The organism is Streptomyces sp. NBC_00846, assembly GCF_045207325.1.
Classification (GTDB): Bacteria; Actinomycetota; Actinomycetes; order Streptomycetales; family Streptomycetaceae; genus Streptomyces.
The window spans coordinates 17,022-30,807 of sequence record NZ_CP108847.1 but is presented as its reverse complement, the minus strand read 5'-3'; the positions used below and the strand labels follow the sequence as shown (position 1 = coordinate 30,807).

The window sequence follows — 13,786 nt, the reverse complement described above, 5'->3', positions numbered from 1 at the left end:
CGCCCCGGTCCCGCCTGGGCGGTAGGTGCGCCACACGCCGTACATCGGACCGGTGAACGGGCCCTTGGAGTACGAGTGCGTCCGCGAGGGCACGGCAGGGTCCTGGCGGTGACGGGGCGACGGTCGCCTCGTCAGCGCCCGACCGGTCGCGGTCAGCAGCCCCGGCGGTCAGCAGCCCCCCGTGGCGGGAGATCAGGTCGGCGGCCCGCGCCCCGCGCGGCACGTACGGCATGCCGACCGATGTGCGCGTCCTGATTCAGGGCTGTGCCCCGGGCGCCGACTCCGGCGTCGAATCGTTCACCCAGGACGGCAGCACTCGGTAGAAGGAGCGCAGAGCTGTGTGCGATCTCTCGGTTTTGGGGTAGTGGTGTGAGAGACAGTGGGCCTGGGTGTGTTGATGCTGGTAGGTGGTGGTTTCGGGGTGTGGGGTCGCTGTCGTGGCGGTGAGAGATCGGTGTGGGATCGCTGTCGTGGGGGTTTATCGCATGTGGGGTGGTGCTGTCTCAGTTTCGTGAGTTCTGATCCACCGGCCGGCGGGTGGTTGGTGTGATCGACGGGTGGAACGAGAAGAGCAGGACCTGGCCTGGGAGGGGTCGGGTGGCGGGTCGGCTGCTTTGCCTGCTGTGGCGGTGCGGGCGTTGCGGGGGCCGGCGGTTCGCCGCCTGCTGGCTCTGCGTGGGGAGGGGAAGCTCACTACCCGGCATGTTCGGGTGGCGGCGGACGCTTTGGGTGTGCGGGAGACTCTGCTGCGCAATTCGTTCAGGCGGAGAGTCGGTAGCTGAGTCGTTCGAGCCTGCTGTGGCGGGGACGATCGAGGGGGTCTGTGGTCCAGTGCGCGTCGAGCCTGATCACGTTGAGTGCGGTGGCGGAGAAGGCGTGTTGGAGGCGGACTTTCGGTAGGCCGCGGTAGCGGGCCCGGCGAATGCCGGTGATGTCGAGGGCCTGGTTGATGGTGCCCTCGACGCCGGCGCGCAGGGCGTACTTGTTCTTCCAGGTGTCGGTCTTCTGCTCGGCGCGGGCCCGGGCGAGGTTCTCGTGGAGTTCCTCGGGTCGCAGGGTGAGCATGCGGCGCCCGGTCTTCGAGGTGGTGCACTGCTTCTGGAAGGGGCAGTCTCGGCAGGTCAGGACACTGAAGGTGATGACGATGGCGTCGGTGCCGTGCTGTTTCACCGGGTTCCAGTGGGAACTGGTCTTCCCGGCGGGGCAGCGGACCTGGCGGGTCTTCCAGTTGATGGTGAAGGCGTTCTTGTCGAAGCCCTCGGCGGCCTTGGCCTGCGCGGAGCGGTCCAGGAGAACGGGGGTCAGCACACCGGCTGGCCGGTATCCCAGCAGTGCTGATCCACGGCCGACTCGACCTCGGCAGCCCATTGAAGACCGCGTGGGAGTTGTCCAAAGCCTGGCCAGACGCGGAGCTGAAAGTGATCGACGACTCCGGACACACAGGCACTCCCGCGATGCAGGACGCGATCCTGGAGGCGATCGCGCGGTTCGGCAAGACCGGACGATGATTGGCACCGCTGCGCCGTGCCCCCTCGCCCCACGAGAGAGCCAGAGGACAGGAATAGCGCACGGTCGGAATAACCCCCTCCCGCCAGTAATCCAGGCGATCATCCGTGGCAGCGTGGTCGAGCACTACAACTCGCCCGCCATCGCCTCCACGCTGCAGAAGGACCATCCTGGCCTTCCCCGCAAGCACTGGTGGATCACCGAGCCGGTCGCCGAGGCCATCGCGGTCGCCGAGGCCATCTCCGCCCACACGGATCGAGTCTTCGGCCCCATCCGCCTCCACGACTTTTCTGTCCACGGCCCGCAGATGGTGGAGAAATTCATCAGCTTCGCCAACACCGGACGGACCTGGTCCGGGCTGGACGAGATCCCACCGGGCAAGGCCCGACCTCACATGTTCCGCCGCACCATGGCGATGCTGACCGATCAGTTCCCCGGCTCTGAGATCGCGCTGGGAATCCAGCTGAAACACATCGCCACGCGGGCCCTGGCCAACCGATCGACCCGCGGCTATGCCGCCTCCGATCCGGCCTGGGCCGACCACCTCCAGTCCGCCGTCGACGTCGCGAAGTTCCGGCGTATCAAGGACCTTTACGGCGATCACACCATGGGTAAGAACATCGGATACGGCCCCGGCGCCGAACGCATCAAGGAGACCTTCGACCACATCGAAGCCACGGTCGCCGCCCACGGCGGCGACGCGCGCGTCGAGGACAGCCTCCTGCACAAGGCCCGCATCACGATCCGCTTCGGCACGCTGAACCACTGCCTCTTCGACGAGGCGAACCCCGCCGGGGCCGTCTGCCTGGAGAACGCGATCGTCCCCGAGGGCCACACCGGCCCCCTGGAAAACCGCTGCCGACCCGACCGCTGTCACAACAGCATGATCGGCCCCGAGCACGTCCCGATCTACGACTCGCACCGGCGCACCCAGCTCAAGCTCCTGGACACCCCTGGCCTGCCCGCCGCTCGAAAGGCGCTGATCAGCCGCGAGCTGGAACGGACCGAAGCCGTCCTTGCGAAGATCCACGAGGAGACGCCGTGACCGCACCCCACAACCGCGCTCTCACAGAAGACGGTGTCTCCGCGAAGACCGCCGCGGCCCTGCGAGCCGCGATGCGCCGGCTGTTCGACGGCAAGCCCCAGCACACCGACGGGCGCCTCACCAAGGAGAATCTTCGGCGAGAAGCCCACGTCAGCCGGGCCACCATGAACCGGGCCACCCCCATCCTCGCCGAGTGGGACAATCACGTCGGCGAACACGGCGCCACCACGCCAGGCGAAGCCCGCCGCGACGACGAGATCACCCAGCTCCGCCGCAAACTCGCCGAGAAGACCCGCGAATCCATGATCACGAACCGACGTCTGGAAGCCGCCGCCATCGCCATCGCGGCCCTCCATCACGACAACACCCAGCTCCGCCAAGAACTCGCCGCCAACGGCGGCCGTGTCACCCCGCTCAAACGGCACACCACGCGGTGATGCCTCGCGGTTCAACCACTGCGGTGGCCTGGCACCCCGACGCGACTACGCCTCGTGCCCGAGTGGGTACCGTACAAACCGGTCCGACAGACCCACCCGAGTACCTCACGCCCAGGCATCCCTTTCCCAGCTCCGTTGCGGGGTCAGACGAAGCGTCCACGTGTCTTGTCCTTCCGGACGGTTGCGACGTCGAACACTGTTCCGTGCATGGCGACGTAGACGCCAGGTAGGAGTGTTCGGGCGGCGAGGACCGCGGAGCCGAGGTTGAAGGCGGCGTCGCTATGACTCATGGCCGCCGGCTGCACGGCTCCGGTGAGGACGACGGTCTTAGCGTCGGTGTGGCCGATGCGCTTGAGCAGATATCGGCCGGTCTCCGGCATGGTGTCGGTGCCGTGAGTGATGACGACGGCCGCTTTGGGCGGGCAGCCGTCGACCAGTTCGGCGAGGCGGTCTCGGTCCGCAGAGGTGAGGTCGAGGCTGTCCTTGGTCAGGACGGGGACGATCGAATGGCCGGTGACGCCTGCCCATTCGAGCAATGCACCGGCAGCGGGTGGCCCGATCTCCATTTCGCCCTGGAGGGTGTAGATCTTGTCGATGCTGCCACCGGTGGTCAGCACATAGACCTCCGGTCCGGCGGCGTCCGCCGCGTGCTCGGTCTTCCCTCGCTGCCTGTGTCCACGGCCGCGACGGCCTGGACCTCGATGGCGGCACCGTAGTGCAGGCTGCTCACGCCGGCGACCGCGCGGGCGGGCCGGTACGAGCCGAGCCATTCGGCATAGATCGTGTCGAATTCGGGCCACTGGGCGATGTCGGTGACGTAGACGGTCACGGAGATCAGGTGGCCGCGATCCGTACCGGCCGCGGCCAGGCAGTTGTCGAGGTTGCGCAGGACCATCCGCACCTGGGTGTCGAACGGCTCGTCCGCTGCGGGGGTGCCGTCCGCGTGGAGCGGTAGCTGACCGGACACGTGGGCGACGCCGTTGTGGACCGCGACGTGTGAATAGTGGCCGAGGGGGGCGATCAGGGCGGTGCTGTTGGCCAGGCGGATGCTGCCAGCGGTGGTCGTCCGGTGGGTCGGGGAGTTGGTCATGGATGCGCCCCTGGGGCATGGGGCATGTCGCGGCCGGTTGCAAGGGCGTTCATCGGTCTGGCTGCTTCGTGTAGTTGTAGACGGTCGCCCGGGAGACGCCGAGTTGGTCGGCGATGAGTTGTGCGGAGCTCCGGGTCTCGAAGAAGCCCTCGCTGTGCAGCCGACGTACCAGCTCGCGTTTCTGGTCACGGTTGAGGCCGCGCGGTGTGCTGGAGCGCTGCGCCGCGAAGGAGTCGATGGCCGAGCGGAGTTCGCGTCCGGTGCGGTCGCGCAGCGTATCCAGGGTCTCGCCTTGGTGTTCGGCATCGGGGGCGACGAGGTTGGCGAGGGTCAGGGCCAGCGGGGACAGCGTGCTGACGTCCAGGTTCAGGCACAGGGCCGCGACGTACCGTCCCTCGGCGTTCTTGATGCCGATCGAGGTGCTCTTGGCCGGGCGCCCGTCGGGGAACTGGTTGCTGTAGTTCTGGATGACGCTGGGATAGTCAGGGTCCGCGATGCGGCGCAGGCCCAGTTCGGTGGCGGAGTCGCCGACCTGCCGTCCGGACAGGTTGTTCTCGATGGTGCGGATGGCGTTGTCGGGGCGGCGCAGATCGTGCAGGACGACCTCGCACAGACCTGGAAACATGCGGCCGACGGCGACTGCGATGCGCTCGGCTTCACGCACGAGGTGCTCGTCTTCCGGTACGAAGCGCTCGTCTTCTGGTACGGCGGGCTGGTCAGTGCGTTCGTCATCCGGTCGCCCGGTGGAGTGGGTCATCGCGTGCTGCTCGATTCCTGGGCGTCGTCACCGGGTCCGGCGAACACCGCGGCCATCTTCTCGGCGGACTTCAGCCCCGCACCGGTGAGCACGACCACGGTCGTCTCGTCCGGAGCGATCTCCCCGGTCGCGATGAAGTGATCGAGGGTCGCCGCGGCGACGCTGCTGGTCGGCTCGGCGTACAAGCCGCGCGCGCTCAGGGCGCGGACCGCGGCGTGAATCTCCGCCTCGGGGACGGCGTAGGCGGCGCCGTCGGAGCGGCGGACGGCCTCCACCGCCTCGGGCAGCCGGACCGGGTGGGCGATGGACGCGCCCTCGGCGATCGTCGGCACCCGCTCGCCGCGGCCGGCCGGGTCGATGCCGTTGAACGTGTCGGCGATGGTCGCCCAGTGCTCGGGCTGCCCGACGAACAGGCGCGGGCGCCTGTCGATCTGTCCGGCGTCGAGCAGTTCACCGAACGCAAGGTCGCACCCGATGATGTTGCTGCCGGCCCCGGCCACGAGGACTACGTTGTCGGGCGCGGTGAAGCCGAGCGACTCCCACATTTCGTAGGCGATGGTCTTGGTGCCCTGGATGAACATGGGGTGCCAGTTGTGGCTGGCGTAGGGGATCTGCTCCGACTGCCGGATCGCCTCGTCCGAGACCTCGTCGCGGGTGCCGCCCACGAGCTCGATCTCGGCTCCGTAGGCGCGGGCCTGGAGGATCTTGGCCGCCGAGGTAGCGGCGGGAACGATGATCTTGGCGCGGATCCCGGCAGCGGCGGCGTAGGCGGCCACCGCGGAACCGCCGTTGCCCGAACTGTCCTCCAGTACGCGCTCGGCGCCGTGCGCCGCGAGGTGGGACATCATCACCGATACGCCCCGGTCCTTGAAGCTGGAGGTCGGGTTGAACCACTCCAGCTTGAAGTGGACGCGCCGGCCGGCCCAGTCGACCGGGACCATCGGCGTACACCCTTCCCCCAGGCTCACCCGGCGGACGGCCGGGACGGGCAGGGCCGCGTGGTAGCGCCACAGGGACCGTTCGGCGGTGTCGATCTGCTCGGGACGCAGGCCCGGCAGTGCACTGACGGCGAGGGGACTGCCGTCCTCGCCCCGCCAGCGGGGATCGTCCAGGGAGTAGCGCCTTCCGGACCGGTCGTACAGGTCAGGGAGGGCGACGGCTGAGTGCTGTGCGGCGTTCATGGGCGGTTCCGGCTTCTCACTCGCTCGACGTGCTGTCGTGTCGCTGGGTCTCGCGGCCCAGCAGGCACCCTTCCCTTCCATGTTAGACGTCTAATCCAGATGTGAACAGAGAGTCTAACTACTCGCGGGGAGCGACGCACTGCGCCGACCGTGAGCCGACCGAAGCCGACGAGGCCCAGCAGAGCAGTCCAGGCTGGGACCGTGAGCAGCTCCGACTGCGCTGACTGCGGGACTCCCGTTTGGAATCGGCCACCGGCAGCTCGGCCGGCAGCGTCAATGCACAGCCCGAGGACTTGAAGCAGATCGCCTAAGCCACCGTCGTCGGCAATCCGCGCTACCACCTCACCTGTAGCGCCTGCCAACTTCAACGAAACCGGCGCTTAGCTGCACGAAGACGAGCAGAGCGACCTCACGCCACAGCCGCTCTCCCAGAGAACTCCTGCCCGTCCGGCAAGATCACACGGACCTTCGAGGATGGCGGATCGGCGAACGCCATATCGGTCGCTCTAGGTCGCCTCGGACCGGGGCTCGCCGCCTGACTCCGCTTCGGCAAGCCGCCCCCGTACCCATGTCATCAGCACCCGCTCGGCTCCATCGACGTCCTCGCCAAGCTGGACCACGACCTTCTTGTCACTGCCGTACGGACCGACCCTGCCCCTCCAGCTCCCACGGGCGGTCGACTGGTCGGCCCACTCGCCGAGGACCGCCAATCCGCCGGCCGCGAACTCACTCGATTCAGTGACGCCGGCGAAGCCTTCTCGCGCGTCTCGTGAGACAGCCCCATCGCGAAGAACACCTCCACGGCCACCTCGTTCCCCGCGCCGCCGACGACGGCCTCACCCTCCCCTGGACCCACACCACCCACGAACAGGAGCTCACCCGATGAAGCGACCCTCCTTCTTCCGCCGCTGCGGCCACGCGCCCGGTGCCCTCACCCCCGAGGACCAGGCCGTCGTCGACGCGTTCCGCGCGATGCTCGCCGCCCTGCGCACCCCCGTACGAGGCCGACGTCGCCGCGCTCCTGGCCGCTGCCGTCGAAGGGGTGAGCGCGTGACCGGCCACCGGAGGGTGCCCGCAATCCGGACGCCCTGACCCACAGCTCTCCACCACCGAAGCCCTGTCCCCGGCACGCGCCGGGGACAGGGCTTTTTCTGTTTTGGGAGAATTCTGAGGTTCTGTCTGCCCGCCGTTTCCAATGGAAACGGCAGCCGGCTGGCGCAAGCGCTGCGCTCATGACCCTTCGTCAGATCGCAAACGGGGCCCAGCGTTTCCATTGAAAACGGCATTCCCCGCGCGAGGCAGGCCCCTGACTGCCCTTGCTCGGGCTGCGCGAGGGGACCAGCGTTTCCGTTGGAAACGGCTAGTCTCTGGCCGTACTTTCATGTCGTCCTGGAGAATCTATGGCTGCCAACCTTCCGAGGCCCAAGCGCACGAGCACCAAGCAGGCCCCCGAGGCTCCGTCCAAGGAAGCGGCGTTCTATCGGGGCGGCAAGGACCGCAGCGGTGACACCGTCGAACTTCACCCCAAGGACCTCTGCCCCAACCCGTTCAACCAGCGGGCCATGTCGGGCGTCGCGGAGCTCGCGGCCACGATCGAGGAAGTTGGCCTCCTCCAGAACATCGCCCACATTCCCGCGGACATCTGGCTCACGCGCTATCCGGAGACGGCGGAGAAGATCACCGCCGCGAACGTCATCCTTTTCGGAGAGCACCGCTGGCGCGCGGTCCAGTCCCTGGGCTGGGAGAAGATCCCCAGCGTCCTGATGGACGACAAGGTCGCGGACGCCCGGCTCATCACCCTCATCGAGAACCTCCGCCGCGCACAGCTCAGCCCGCTGGAGGAAGCCGAGCACTACGAGGCCCTGCGGAGCAGCGGGCTGTCGTACGAGCAGATCGCGCAGAAGGTCGGGGAGACCGCCAAGGGGGCCATCTCCAAGGGCACCGTGTGGAAGCGCGTGCAGCTGCTCGCGCTGGAGCCGGCAGTCCAGGCGGCGCTCAGGGACGGCACTCTGGCTGTCAGCACCGCGGAGAAGCTCCAGAAGATGAGCGCCGAAGACCAGCGGGAGGCGGTGACTTTGGTCCAAGGCGGCATGCGTCCGCTGGAGGCGCAGGCGCAGATCCTCGCGCGGCAACGGCAGGCCGAGGACGCGCCCGACTCCGACACGACCGGAAGTGATGACGCCGTTTCCACTGGAAACGGCACGGCCCCGAAGTCGACGGCCGTTTCCACTGGAAACGCTGCCCCCAAGTCCCGGACGGCGCCGAAGAAGGAGCAGCCCAAACCGTCGGCTGACCAATACGAACGAGACCGCAGCACCGCAGCCGCAGCCCGGGACGCCGCCTGCCAGCTCCTCGTTGAGACCGTCGACGTCGGCGACGCCGCCGACAGCGATCTCCTCCTCAAAGCCATGACCGGCGCCCTGCTCGCTCCGCAGCAGCAGTCCGCCGCGCAGCAGCGCGCCCTGGTCTGGCTCCGCCGAGCCGAACGCCACAGCATCGACGACCAGAACGCCGGCTCGTACTTCAACGCCGTCCAGGAGTCTGGTGACGGCGAACTCCAGCGCCTCGCCGCCTTCGCGAGCGCCCTAGCCGCCGCCGAACTCCGCACCGCCGCCCGTCGGCACTCGTGGGGCAGCCGAGAGGCCAGCTACCTCCACCTCCTCCAGGACCACGCGCAGTACGCCCCGGAGACCGCGTGGGAGAAGAAGGAACTTGGCTCGGACAGCACAGGAGAGACCAAGTGACGCGCACAGTCGAACCCCGTTTCCGCCCCAGGGGGCGGCGCCACCCCAAGATCTACGCATTCATCCTTGAGTGCGGAGGTTCCACCAAGACCACCAGCGCCACGTCCATGGCGACCGAAGCAGCGCTCCGTGGATACCAGGGCACCATCTTCGACTTCGACGCCAACCGGTCTACGACCACGATCCTCGGCTACGACGAAGAGGCGATGAAGGGACGGAAGACCGTCCTCGACCTCATCCACGGAACCGCGACCCTGGACGAGGTTGCGCTGCCAGCCCGCTACCGCATCGGTGACGGATACGACGACGACGCCTTCGCCTACATCCCGGGCCTGCGTGTCGTACCCAGCTGCAAGGAGATGTCCACCGCGGACACGGCCATCGCCGAGGACGCGGACAGGCAGGACTGGTTCGCTGAGATCCTGCTCGGATACGAAGGCGACGAGGACGACGTCTTCTGGCTCGACTTCCCCGCCAGCTACGGGAAGATGGTCTACTCCGTGATCCGCATGCTCGACGAGGACGACTCCGTCATCCCGTCGGTCCGGGCCGATCCGAAGGACGTCAAGCTGCTGGTCCCGCTGTTCGAAGAACTGGACCGCGTCCGGGAGAAGAACCGCCTCAGGCGGTCGGTACCCGGCCGCCCGACGGTCAACCACCTGATCCTCACCGGCACCCCGACCGCCAGCTACACCGAAGCATCGGCCAGGAAGGCAACGGCACTCGCAGAAGCCCTGTACGGCGACATCCTCACGCCCTACATCCGGTACTCCGCCGACGCCAAGAAGCTTTACGACGACTGCTGTCCTCTGCCCATCCTCCTGCCCAACTCGGTGCCGGCCGTCGACTACCGGAAGCTGATGACCAGCATCGGATTCCCCGACCGGACCTGACCGCCGTTTCCAATGGAAACGGTGCGCGGGCCCGACCACTCCTCTCTGGGTGGCCGGGCCCTTTGGCTATCCGCCGAGATCAACGCCCTGCGTCGATGCCCTTCCAGCCGTGCCCGAGCCCGCGGCGCCGTGGCCGCACCGGAGCAGCCGGGGCCGGGCGGGCGTTCAGCGCGTCGGTCACCTGCTGGGCAGCCGTCGGGGTGAGGCCAGCGGTGACTTGCCCGGAGGCGAGGACCCGGGCGTACGTCCCAGACCCGTAGGCAGACAGAGCCAGCGCGAGCGACGCCGCGGCCGTATCCGCCGGCCCCGCACCCCACCGAGGTTCGTCCTCAACGGCGGGCGCCTGGCGGGGGAGTTCACGACGGGCAGCGAGGAGTACGGCGAGGGCGAGGGCCTGGGCATGGGCCGCGTCCAGCGTGACGGTCAGCAGAGCAGGTCCGAGCTGGTGGACCCGATGCCCGGCGAGGTCGTGCACGGTGAGAGCCCGCCGCAGGCCGGTGCTCAGCACCGCCGGGTCTTCTGCGCGGTCGGCCTGACCGGATGGTGTGGCCACGGACGGTGCGTGCTCCACGCGTTCACGTAGCGCGGCGACGGCGGCCGGGATGACCTCCAGGAGCTCAGCGGCCTCCGGACTGAGCTCGGACAGAGCCCCGGCAAGCACCTCCAGCGCGGTGGCCGCATCCTCGACGGCTCCGCTACTCCACCGCTCAGGTCCGGCGGCGTCGGCGAGAGCACACACGGCGATCACCGCGCCCTCGGCCAGCGGGTCCAGGAGGGTGGTGGAGTTCTTCATGTCCCGCCCAACGATTACGGCCAGTCCGCGCGATGCTGGCAACCCATGATCGCTGCTGCACCGTCCCCTTCGACGGTCACGCTTGGCAGTCAGGGGCCGGTGAGGATGGAGTGGGTGTCGATGCGGCGCCAGATCACGTGCGGGGTGCCGGGGCGGCGCTCAGGCCCAAACTCCCAGGTGGCACGTCCGGCGGGGCCGGTGCCCATGGACCAGGTGAGTTCGTAGATTCCGGGGAACCCGCTGACGCGCTTGACGCGGAGGCCGGCGCGGAAGCGTCCTTCGGCGCGCAGGTCGTGGACGAAGGCTGTGACGGCCCGGCGGAAGCGGCGGCGCTGTTCTGTGGTGAGGCGGTCCAGGTCGGTGGTGAAGCGGGGCAGGGCTTCGTAGGTCGGCACGTCGGTCCTCCAGGAAGCACGAAGCCCCCGGTGTTGCCGGGGGCGGTGGGTGTCTCGCTCGGGTGTGGAGTCGGTGGTGACGAGTGCGGGTGGGACGCCCTTGGCTGTCGTCCGGGGGAGCGGTACGTGAAGGTGCGCTGGATACCGCTGGAGTCGGTTACTTGGCGCTTTTGAGGCGTGTGAGGTGGGTGGGGCTGGCTGTCGCGCAGCATTTGCCTGGCCCCAGGCGGTGTCCGCCGGGCGGGCATGACGTCGCCGCAGATGCCCGCCCGGCGGGATCGGCCGTGAAGTTCCGGTGAACCCTCCCGCCTCACGGGATCGGCCTTTTGCCCAGGTCAGAGCCGGTGTTCGCTGCCGGGATGCTGAGTGTTGCGAAAGTTCAGAGGCGAAATGCGTGGCGCTACTACGTGCGCGGGGTCGCGTTCGGGGACGGCCGTCGTCCGGTCGGCCAGTCCCTGAAGGGCGCCCTGGAGAAGGCCGGGCTTCCGCCCGGGGTGTGGATGGGGCGCGGCCTGGCCGCGCTCGGGCTCACCGCCGGGCAGACGGTGACCGAGCGGCAGATGGAGTTGGTCTTCGGGCAGCTCCGGCACCCGGACGCCGACCGGATCGAGCGCGAGCTCCTGGACGACGGCGCCGACCCGGAGACGGCCCGGCTGGCGACCGTCCTGGGGCAGCCGGTCGAAGAGATCGAGCGACGCAAGGCGACCCCCTTGTTCGCGCTGGACTACACCTTCCGGGCGCAGGCGTCCCTGATCGTGCTGTGGGCGCTGGGAGACGACCACACCCGGCGCGTCATCGAGCGGGCGCACGAGCGAGCCATCGCCACCGCGCTGCGCTGGCTCGAGGATGAGGTCGCAGAGACCCGTTGGTCGTCGGGCCGTCAGCGCGCGAAGGCACCGGCCCTGGTGATCGCGAAGTGGCGGCACTTCGACAACAGGGACGGCTTTCCCCTACTCCACGATCACTGTCTGGTCCTCAACCGGGCGCAGCGCCCGGACGGCTCCTGGTACGCGCTGGACACGGTCCGTCTCTACCAGCACGTGGTGGCGGCCGGAACGCTCTACACCCTCACGATGACGACGGAGGTGTGCGAGGAGCTCGGGCTGGCGACCGTGCCTCGGGAGGTGACGCCGGGCCTGCGCCCGGTCATGGAGATAGCCGGCGTCGACCAGGAGCTCATCGACTGGTCCTCCACCCGCCGCGAGCAGATGGCGCCGGTGCTGGAGCGCATCACCGACGAGTACGTCAAGGAGCACAAGCGGCTGCCCGGCGAGCGCGGCCGCAATGGCCTGGGCTGGTGGGCGGCGCAGGACACCCGACGGGCAAAGAAGATCCCCAAGCCCTTGGAGCAGCTGCGCGCGTGGTGGCGTGTGTCCGCGATCCTGCGGTTCGGCAAGGCGATGGTCGACGGGCTGCTGGAGCGGTGCCGTGCGGCCGGGAAGGCGATCCGGGCCCGGGTCGGCCCGAGGGTGGACACCGCGCTCGCCGCCGTCGACGTCGCCGCCATCGTCTTCACCGTGCGCAACTCCTTCCCTCGCCGCCACGTCCTGGCCGAAGCCCGCCGGCACCTGCTGGAGACCCTGCGCGGCCGTGCGTTCACACGCGGCCTGGACGACTACATCGCCGACGCGGCCCTGTCCCGGCACTCCCGTCAGCTCACCGTGCCGCAGAAGGGCCGCCGGGCCCCGGCGCCGGACCAGCTCACCTACACCGCCGACTTTGCCTGGCCCCACCGGTGGTGGATCGCCGGCACCGGCGGCAAGCCGCCGCGGGAGTCGAGCCGGTACGAGCGGGCCCGGGTCGCCAGCCTCGCCCTGCAGAACGCGATCCGCGACGCTCGGATCCTTTCCGCCGTGCGGGACGAAGCGCCGGCCGCGACGGCATCGGCTGCCGCGCGCGCTGACGACCAGAACCACGGCCAGGCGGCACCGCACACGGTCGACCACCCGGACCGGGACGCCGCTCTCACCCCGGCGCAGCGGGCCGCCGCCATCCAGGCCCATCAGCAGGCCGCGATGCCCGAGGAGTACCTGGAGGGCCGTACGACCGATCCCGCGACGTGGCTGCACACACCGAAGAACCTCGCCCGGCTGGCCGCCTTCACGCAGGCCGCCGAAGCCCGCAGCCGCATCGTCGCGGACGGACCGCAGCCGAAGCAGCCGGCCAAGGACGCGGCCGACCCCGCCCGCCAGCAGCAGCACCACACCACACAGCCCGATCAGGGCAGGGGAGCGGGCCGGGACCACTGACGGATGCCAACCGGCCAGCGCGTGGCCGATCTGTGACTTCACCCACGAGCCCCGCCGACCCCGGCTGAGAATCGGGACGTTGGCACCCGGCACGGGAGGATCCTTGACCGACCTGCACGAACCCCTCGACAGCTACCCCGACGAACTACCCCCGCCCCGCCAGCGCGGCGACGTGAACCTGGTGAGCCTGCTCAGCATGGCCGACGGCCTCGCCGAGAACATGTCGAACCTTCTCGTCCGGGCCAGGTGCTCCGATCCCGGAATCGCGATCATGCCCCGGGAGATGGTCCAGAAGAACTTGGAGAAGTACACCGCGGAGGTACTGAAGAAGGTCGTCTACCTCCAGCGCCACGCCCACGCCGCGATGCTCGGGCGGTGCGTGCTCGGTGCGGACTCCAAGGAGGACTGCTCCACCGAGGGCGCCAACCTCCAGCTCAACGTCTGGGACGAGCGCACCCGGCGGGACATCGTCGAAGACGGCACCACCGGCTGCGTCGCCCACACCATCGAAGCCGCCCGCCGGACCATGGCCGACCCCGCCAGCCGCAAGATCCTGCTCGCCTTCGTCCACGACGACGAAGGCACCGCCGTCTCCCGCGCCCTCGGACTCGGACCGGACGACACCGAGCAGTTCCTGAACCGCGGCCTGGCCCTGCGTCCCGAACACCGCGTCTCCTGACCCCGCCGCCCCAGCAG

15 protein-coding genes and 1 pseudogene are annotated in these 13,786 nt (G+C 69.1%); 9 read left to right on the top strand and 7 right to left on the bottom strand.

The features are described 5' to 3' along the window. Window positions 1–759: 759 nt before the first annotated feature. Entirely contained in the window at window positions 760–1,305 is a 546-nt protein-coding gene (locus OG936_RS38195; protein ID WP_331755422.1) for a transposase, read from the bottom strand. On the opposite strand from OG936_RS38195, the pseudogene OG936_RS38190 reads away from it, so the two are divergent. From OG936_RS38190 to OG936_RS38180, 3 genes and pseudogenes are all read left to right on the top strand, one after another. Next, window positions 1,305–1,508: pseudogene (locus tag OG936_RS38190) on the top strand (prolyl aminopeptidase); the annotation flags it as partial. The gene OG936_RS38195 and the pseudogene OG936_RS38190 sit on opposite strands and share 1 nt — an antisense overlap. Window positions 1,509–1,621: 113 nt before the next feature. After that, a complete protein-coding gene (locus OG936_RS38185; RefSeq protein ID WP_331755215.1) occupies window positions 1,622–2,551 on the top strand; it encodes a hypothetical protein in 930 nt (309 codons plus the stop codon). Continuing rightward, on the top strand, window positions 2,548–2,988 hold the full coding sequence (locus tag OG936_RS38180) for a hypothetical protein (protein ID WP_331755214.1): 441 nt from the start codon (window positions 2,548–2,550) through the stop codon (window positions 2,986–2,988). Before OG936_RS38185 ends, OG936_RS38180 begins: the two co-directional genes overlap by 4 nt. Before the next feature lie 143 nt (window positions 2,989–3,131). Here OG936_RS38180 and OG936_RS38175 read toward each other — a convergent pair whose 3' ends face one another. Genes OG936_RS38175 through OG936_RS38160 form a run of 4 tightly spaced genes read right to left on the bottom strand, consistent with a single transcriptional unit; the run spans window position 3,132 to window position 6,016 of the window. After that, a complete protein-coding gene (locus OG936_RS38175; protein ID WP_331755213.1) occupies window positions 3,132–3,605 on the bottom strand; it encodes an asparaginase domain-containing protein in 474 nt (157 codons plus the stop codon). Further along, window positions 3,599–4,078: a RidA family protein gene (locus OG936_RS38170; RefSeq protein WP_331755212.1), complete on the bottom strand. Its 480-nt coding sequence runs from the start codon at window positions 4,076–4,078 to the stop codon at window positions 3,599–3,601. Before OG936_RS38170 ends, OG936_RS38175 begins: the two co-directional genes overlap by 7 nt. Window positions 4,079–4,127: 49 nt before the next feature. After that, window positions 4,128–4,835 (bottom strand): PAS domain-containing protein, encoded by a 708-nt coding sequence (locus OG936_RS38165; RefSeq protein WP_331755211.1) that lies wholly within the window; start codon window positions 4,833–4,835, stop codon window positions 4,128–4,130. Beyond that, window positions 4,832–6,016, bottom strand: coding sequence for a pyridoxal-phosphate dependent enzyme (locus OG936_RS38160; protein WP_331755210.1), 1,185 nt, complete (start codon window positions 6,014–6,016; stop codon window positions 4,832–4,834). The genes OG936_RS38165 and OG936_RS38160 overlap by 4 nt, the downstream gene beginning before the upstream one ends. 101 nt (window positions 6,017–6,117) lie before the next feature. Here OG936_RS38160 and OG936_RS38155 point away from each other — a divergent pair, with 101 nt between their 5' ends. The 4 genes from OG936_RS38155 to OG936_RS38140 all read left to right on the top strand — a co-directional run bounded on the left by OG936_RS38155 (window position 6,118) and on the right by OG936_RS38140 (window position 9,653). After that, a complete protein-coding gene (locus OG936_RS38155; protein ID WP_398635209.1) occupies window positions 6,118–6,240 on the top strand; it encodes a hypothetical protein in 123 nt (40 codons plus the stop codon). A gap of 658 nt (window positions 6,241–6,898) precedes the next feature. Then, window positions 6,899–7,108, top strand: a complete 210-nt coding sequence (locus OG936_RS38150; protein ID WP_406500818.1) for a hypothetical protein — start codon at window positions 6,899–6,901, stop codon at window positions 7,106–7,108. Window positions 7,109–7,416: 308 nt separating this feature from the next. Next, window positions 7,417–8,760, top strand: a complete 1,344-nt coding sequence (locus OG936_RS38145; RefSeq protein WP_331755209.1) for a ParB/RepB/Spo0J family partition protein — start codon at window positions 7,417–7,419, stop codon at window positions 8,758–8,760. Continuing rightward, on the top strand, window positions 8,757–9,653 hold the full coding sequence (locus OG936_RS38140) for a ParA family protein (protein WP_406500816.1): 897 nt from the start codon (window positions 8,757–8,759) through the stop codon (window positions 9,651–9,653). The genes OG936_RS38145 and OG936_RS38140 overlap by 4 nt, the downstream gene beginning before the upstream one ends. Before the next feature lie 79 nt (window positions 9,654–9,732). On the opposite strand, the gene OG936_RS38135 is transcribed toward OG936_RS38140, so the two are convergent. Together OG936_RS38135 and OG936_RS38130 are read right to left on the bottom strand one after the other, a co-directional pair. Continuing rightward, a complete protein-coding gene (locus OG936_RS38135; RefSeq protein ID WP_331755207.1) occupies window positions 9,733–10,446 on the bottom strand; it encodes a hypothetical protein in 714 nt (237 codons plus the stop codon). Window positions 10,447–10,535: 89 nt separating this feature from the next. Continuing rightward, window positions 10,536–10,841, bottom strand: coding sequence for a hypothetical protein (locus OG936_RS38130; RefSeq protein WP_331755206.1), 306 nt, complete (start codon window positions 10,839–10,841; stop codon window positions 10,536–10,538). 407 nt (window positions 10,842–11,248) lie between these two features. On the opposite strand from OG936_RS38130, the gene mobF reads away from it, so the two are divergent. After that, window positions 11,249–13,090, top strand: coding sequence for a MobF family relaxase (mobF, locus tag OG936_RS38125; protein ID WP_406500815.1), 1,842 nt, complete (start codon window positions 11,249–11,251; stop codon window positions 13,088–13,090). Between the two features lie 103 nt (window positions 13,091–13,193). Beyond that, window positions 13,194–13,769, top strand: a complete 576-nt coding sequence (locus OG936_RS38120; RefSeq protein WP_331755204.1) for a hypothetical protein — start codon at window positions 13,194–13,196, stop codon at window positions 13,767–13,769. The last annotated feature ends 17 nt before the right edge of the window (window positions 13,770–13,786 follow it).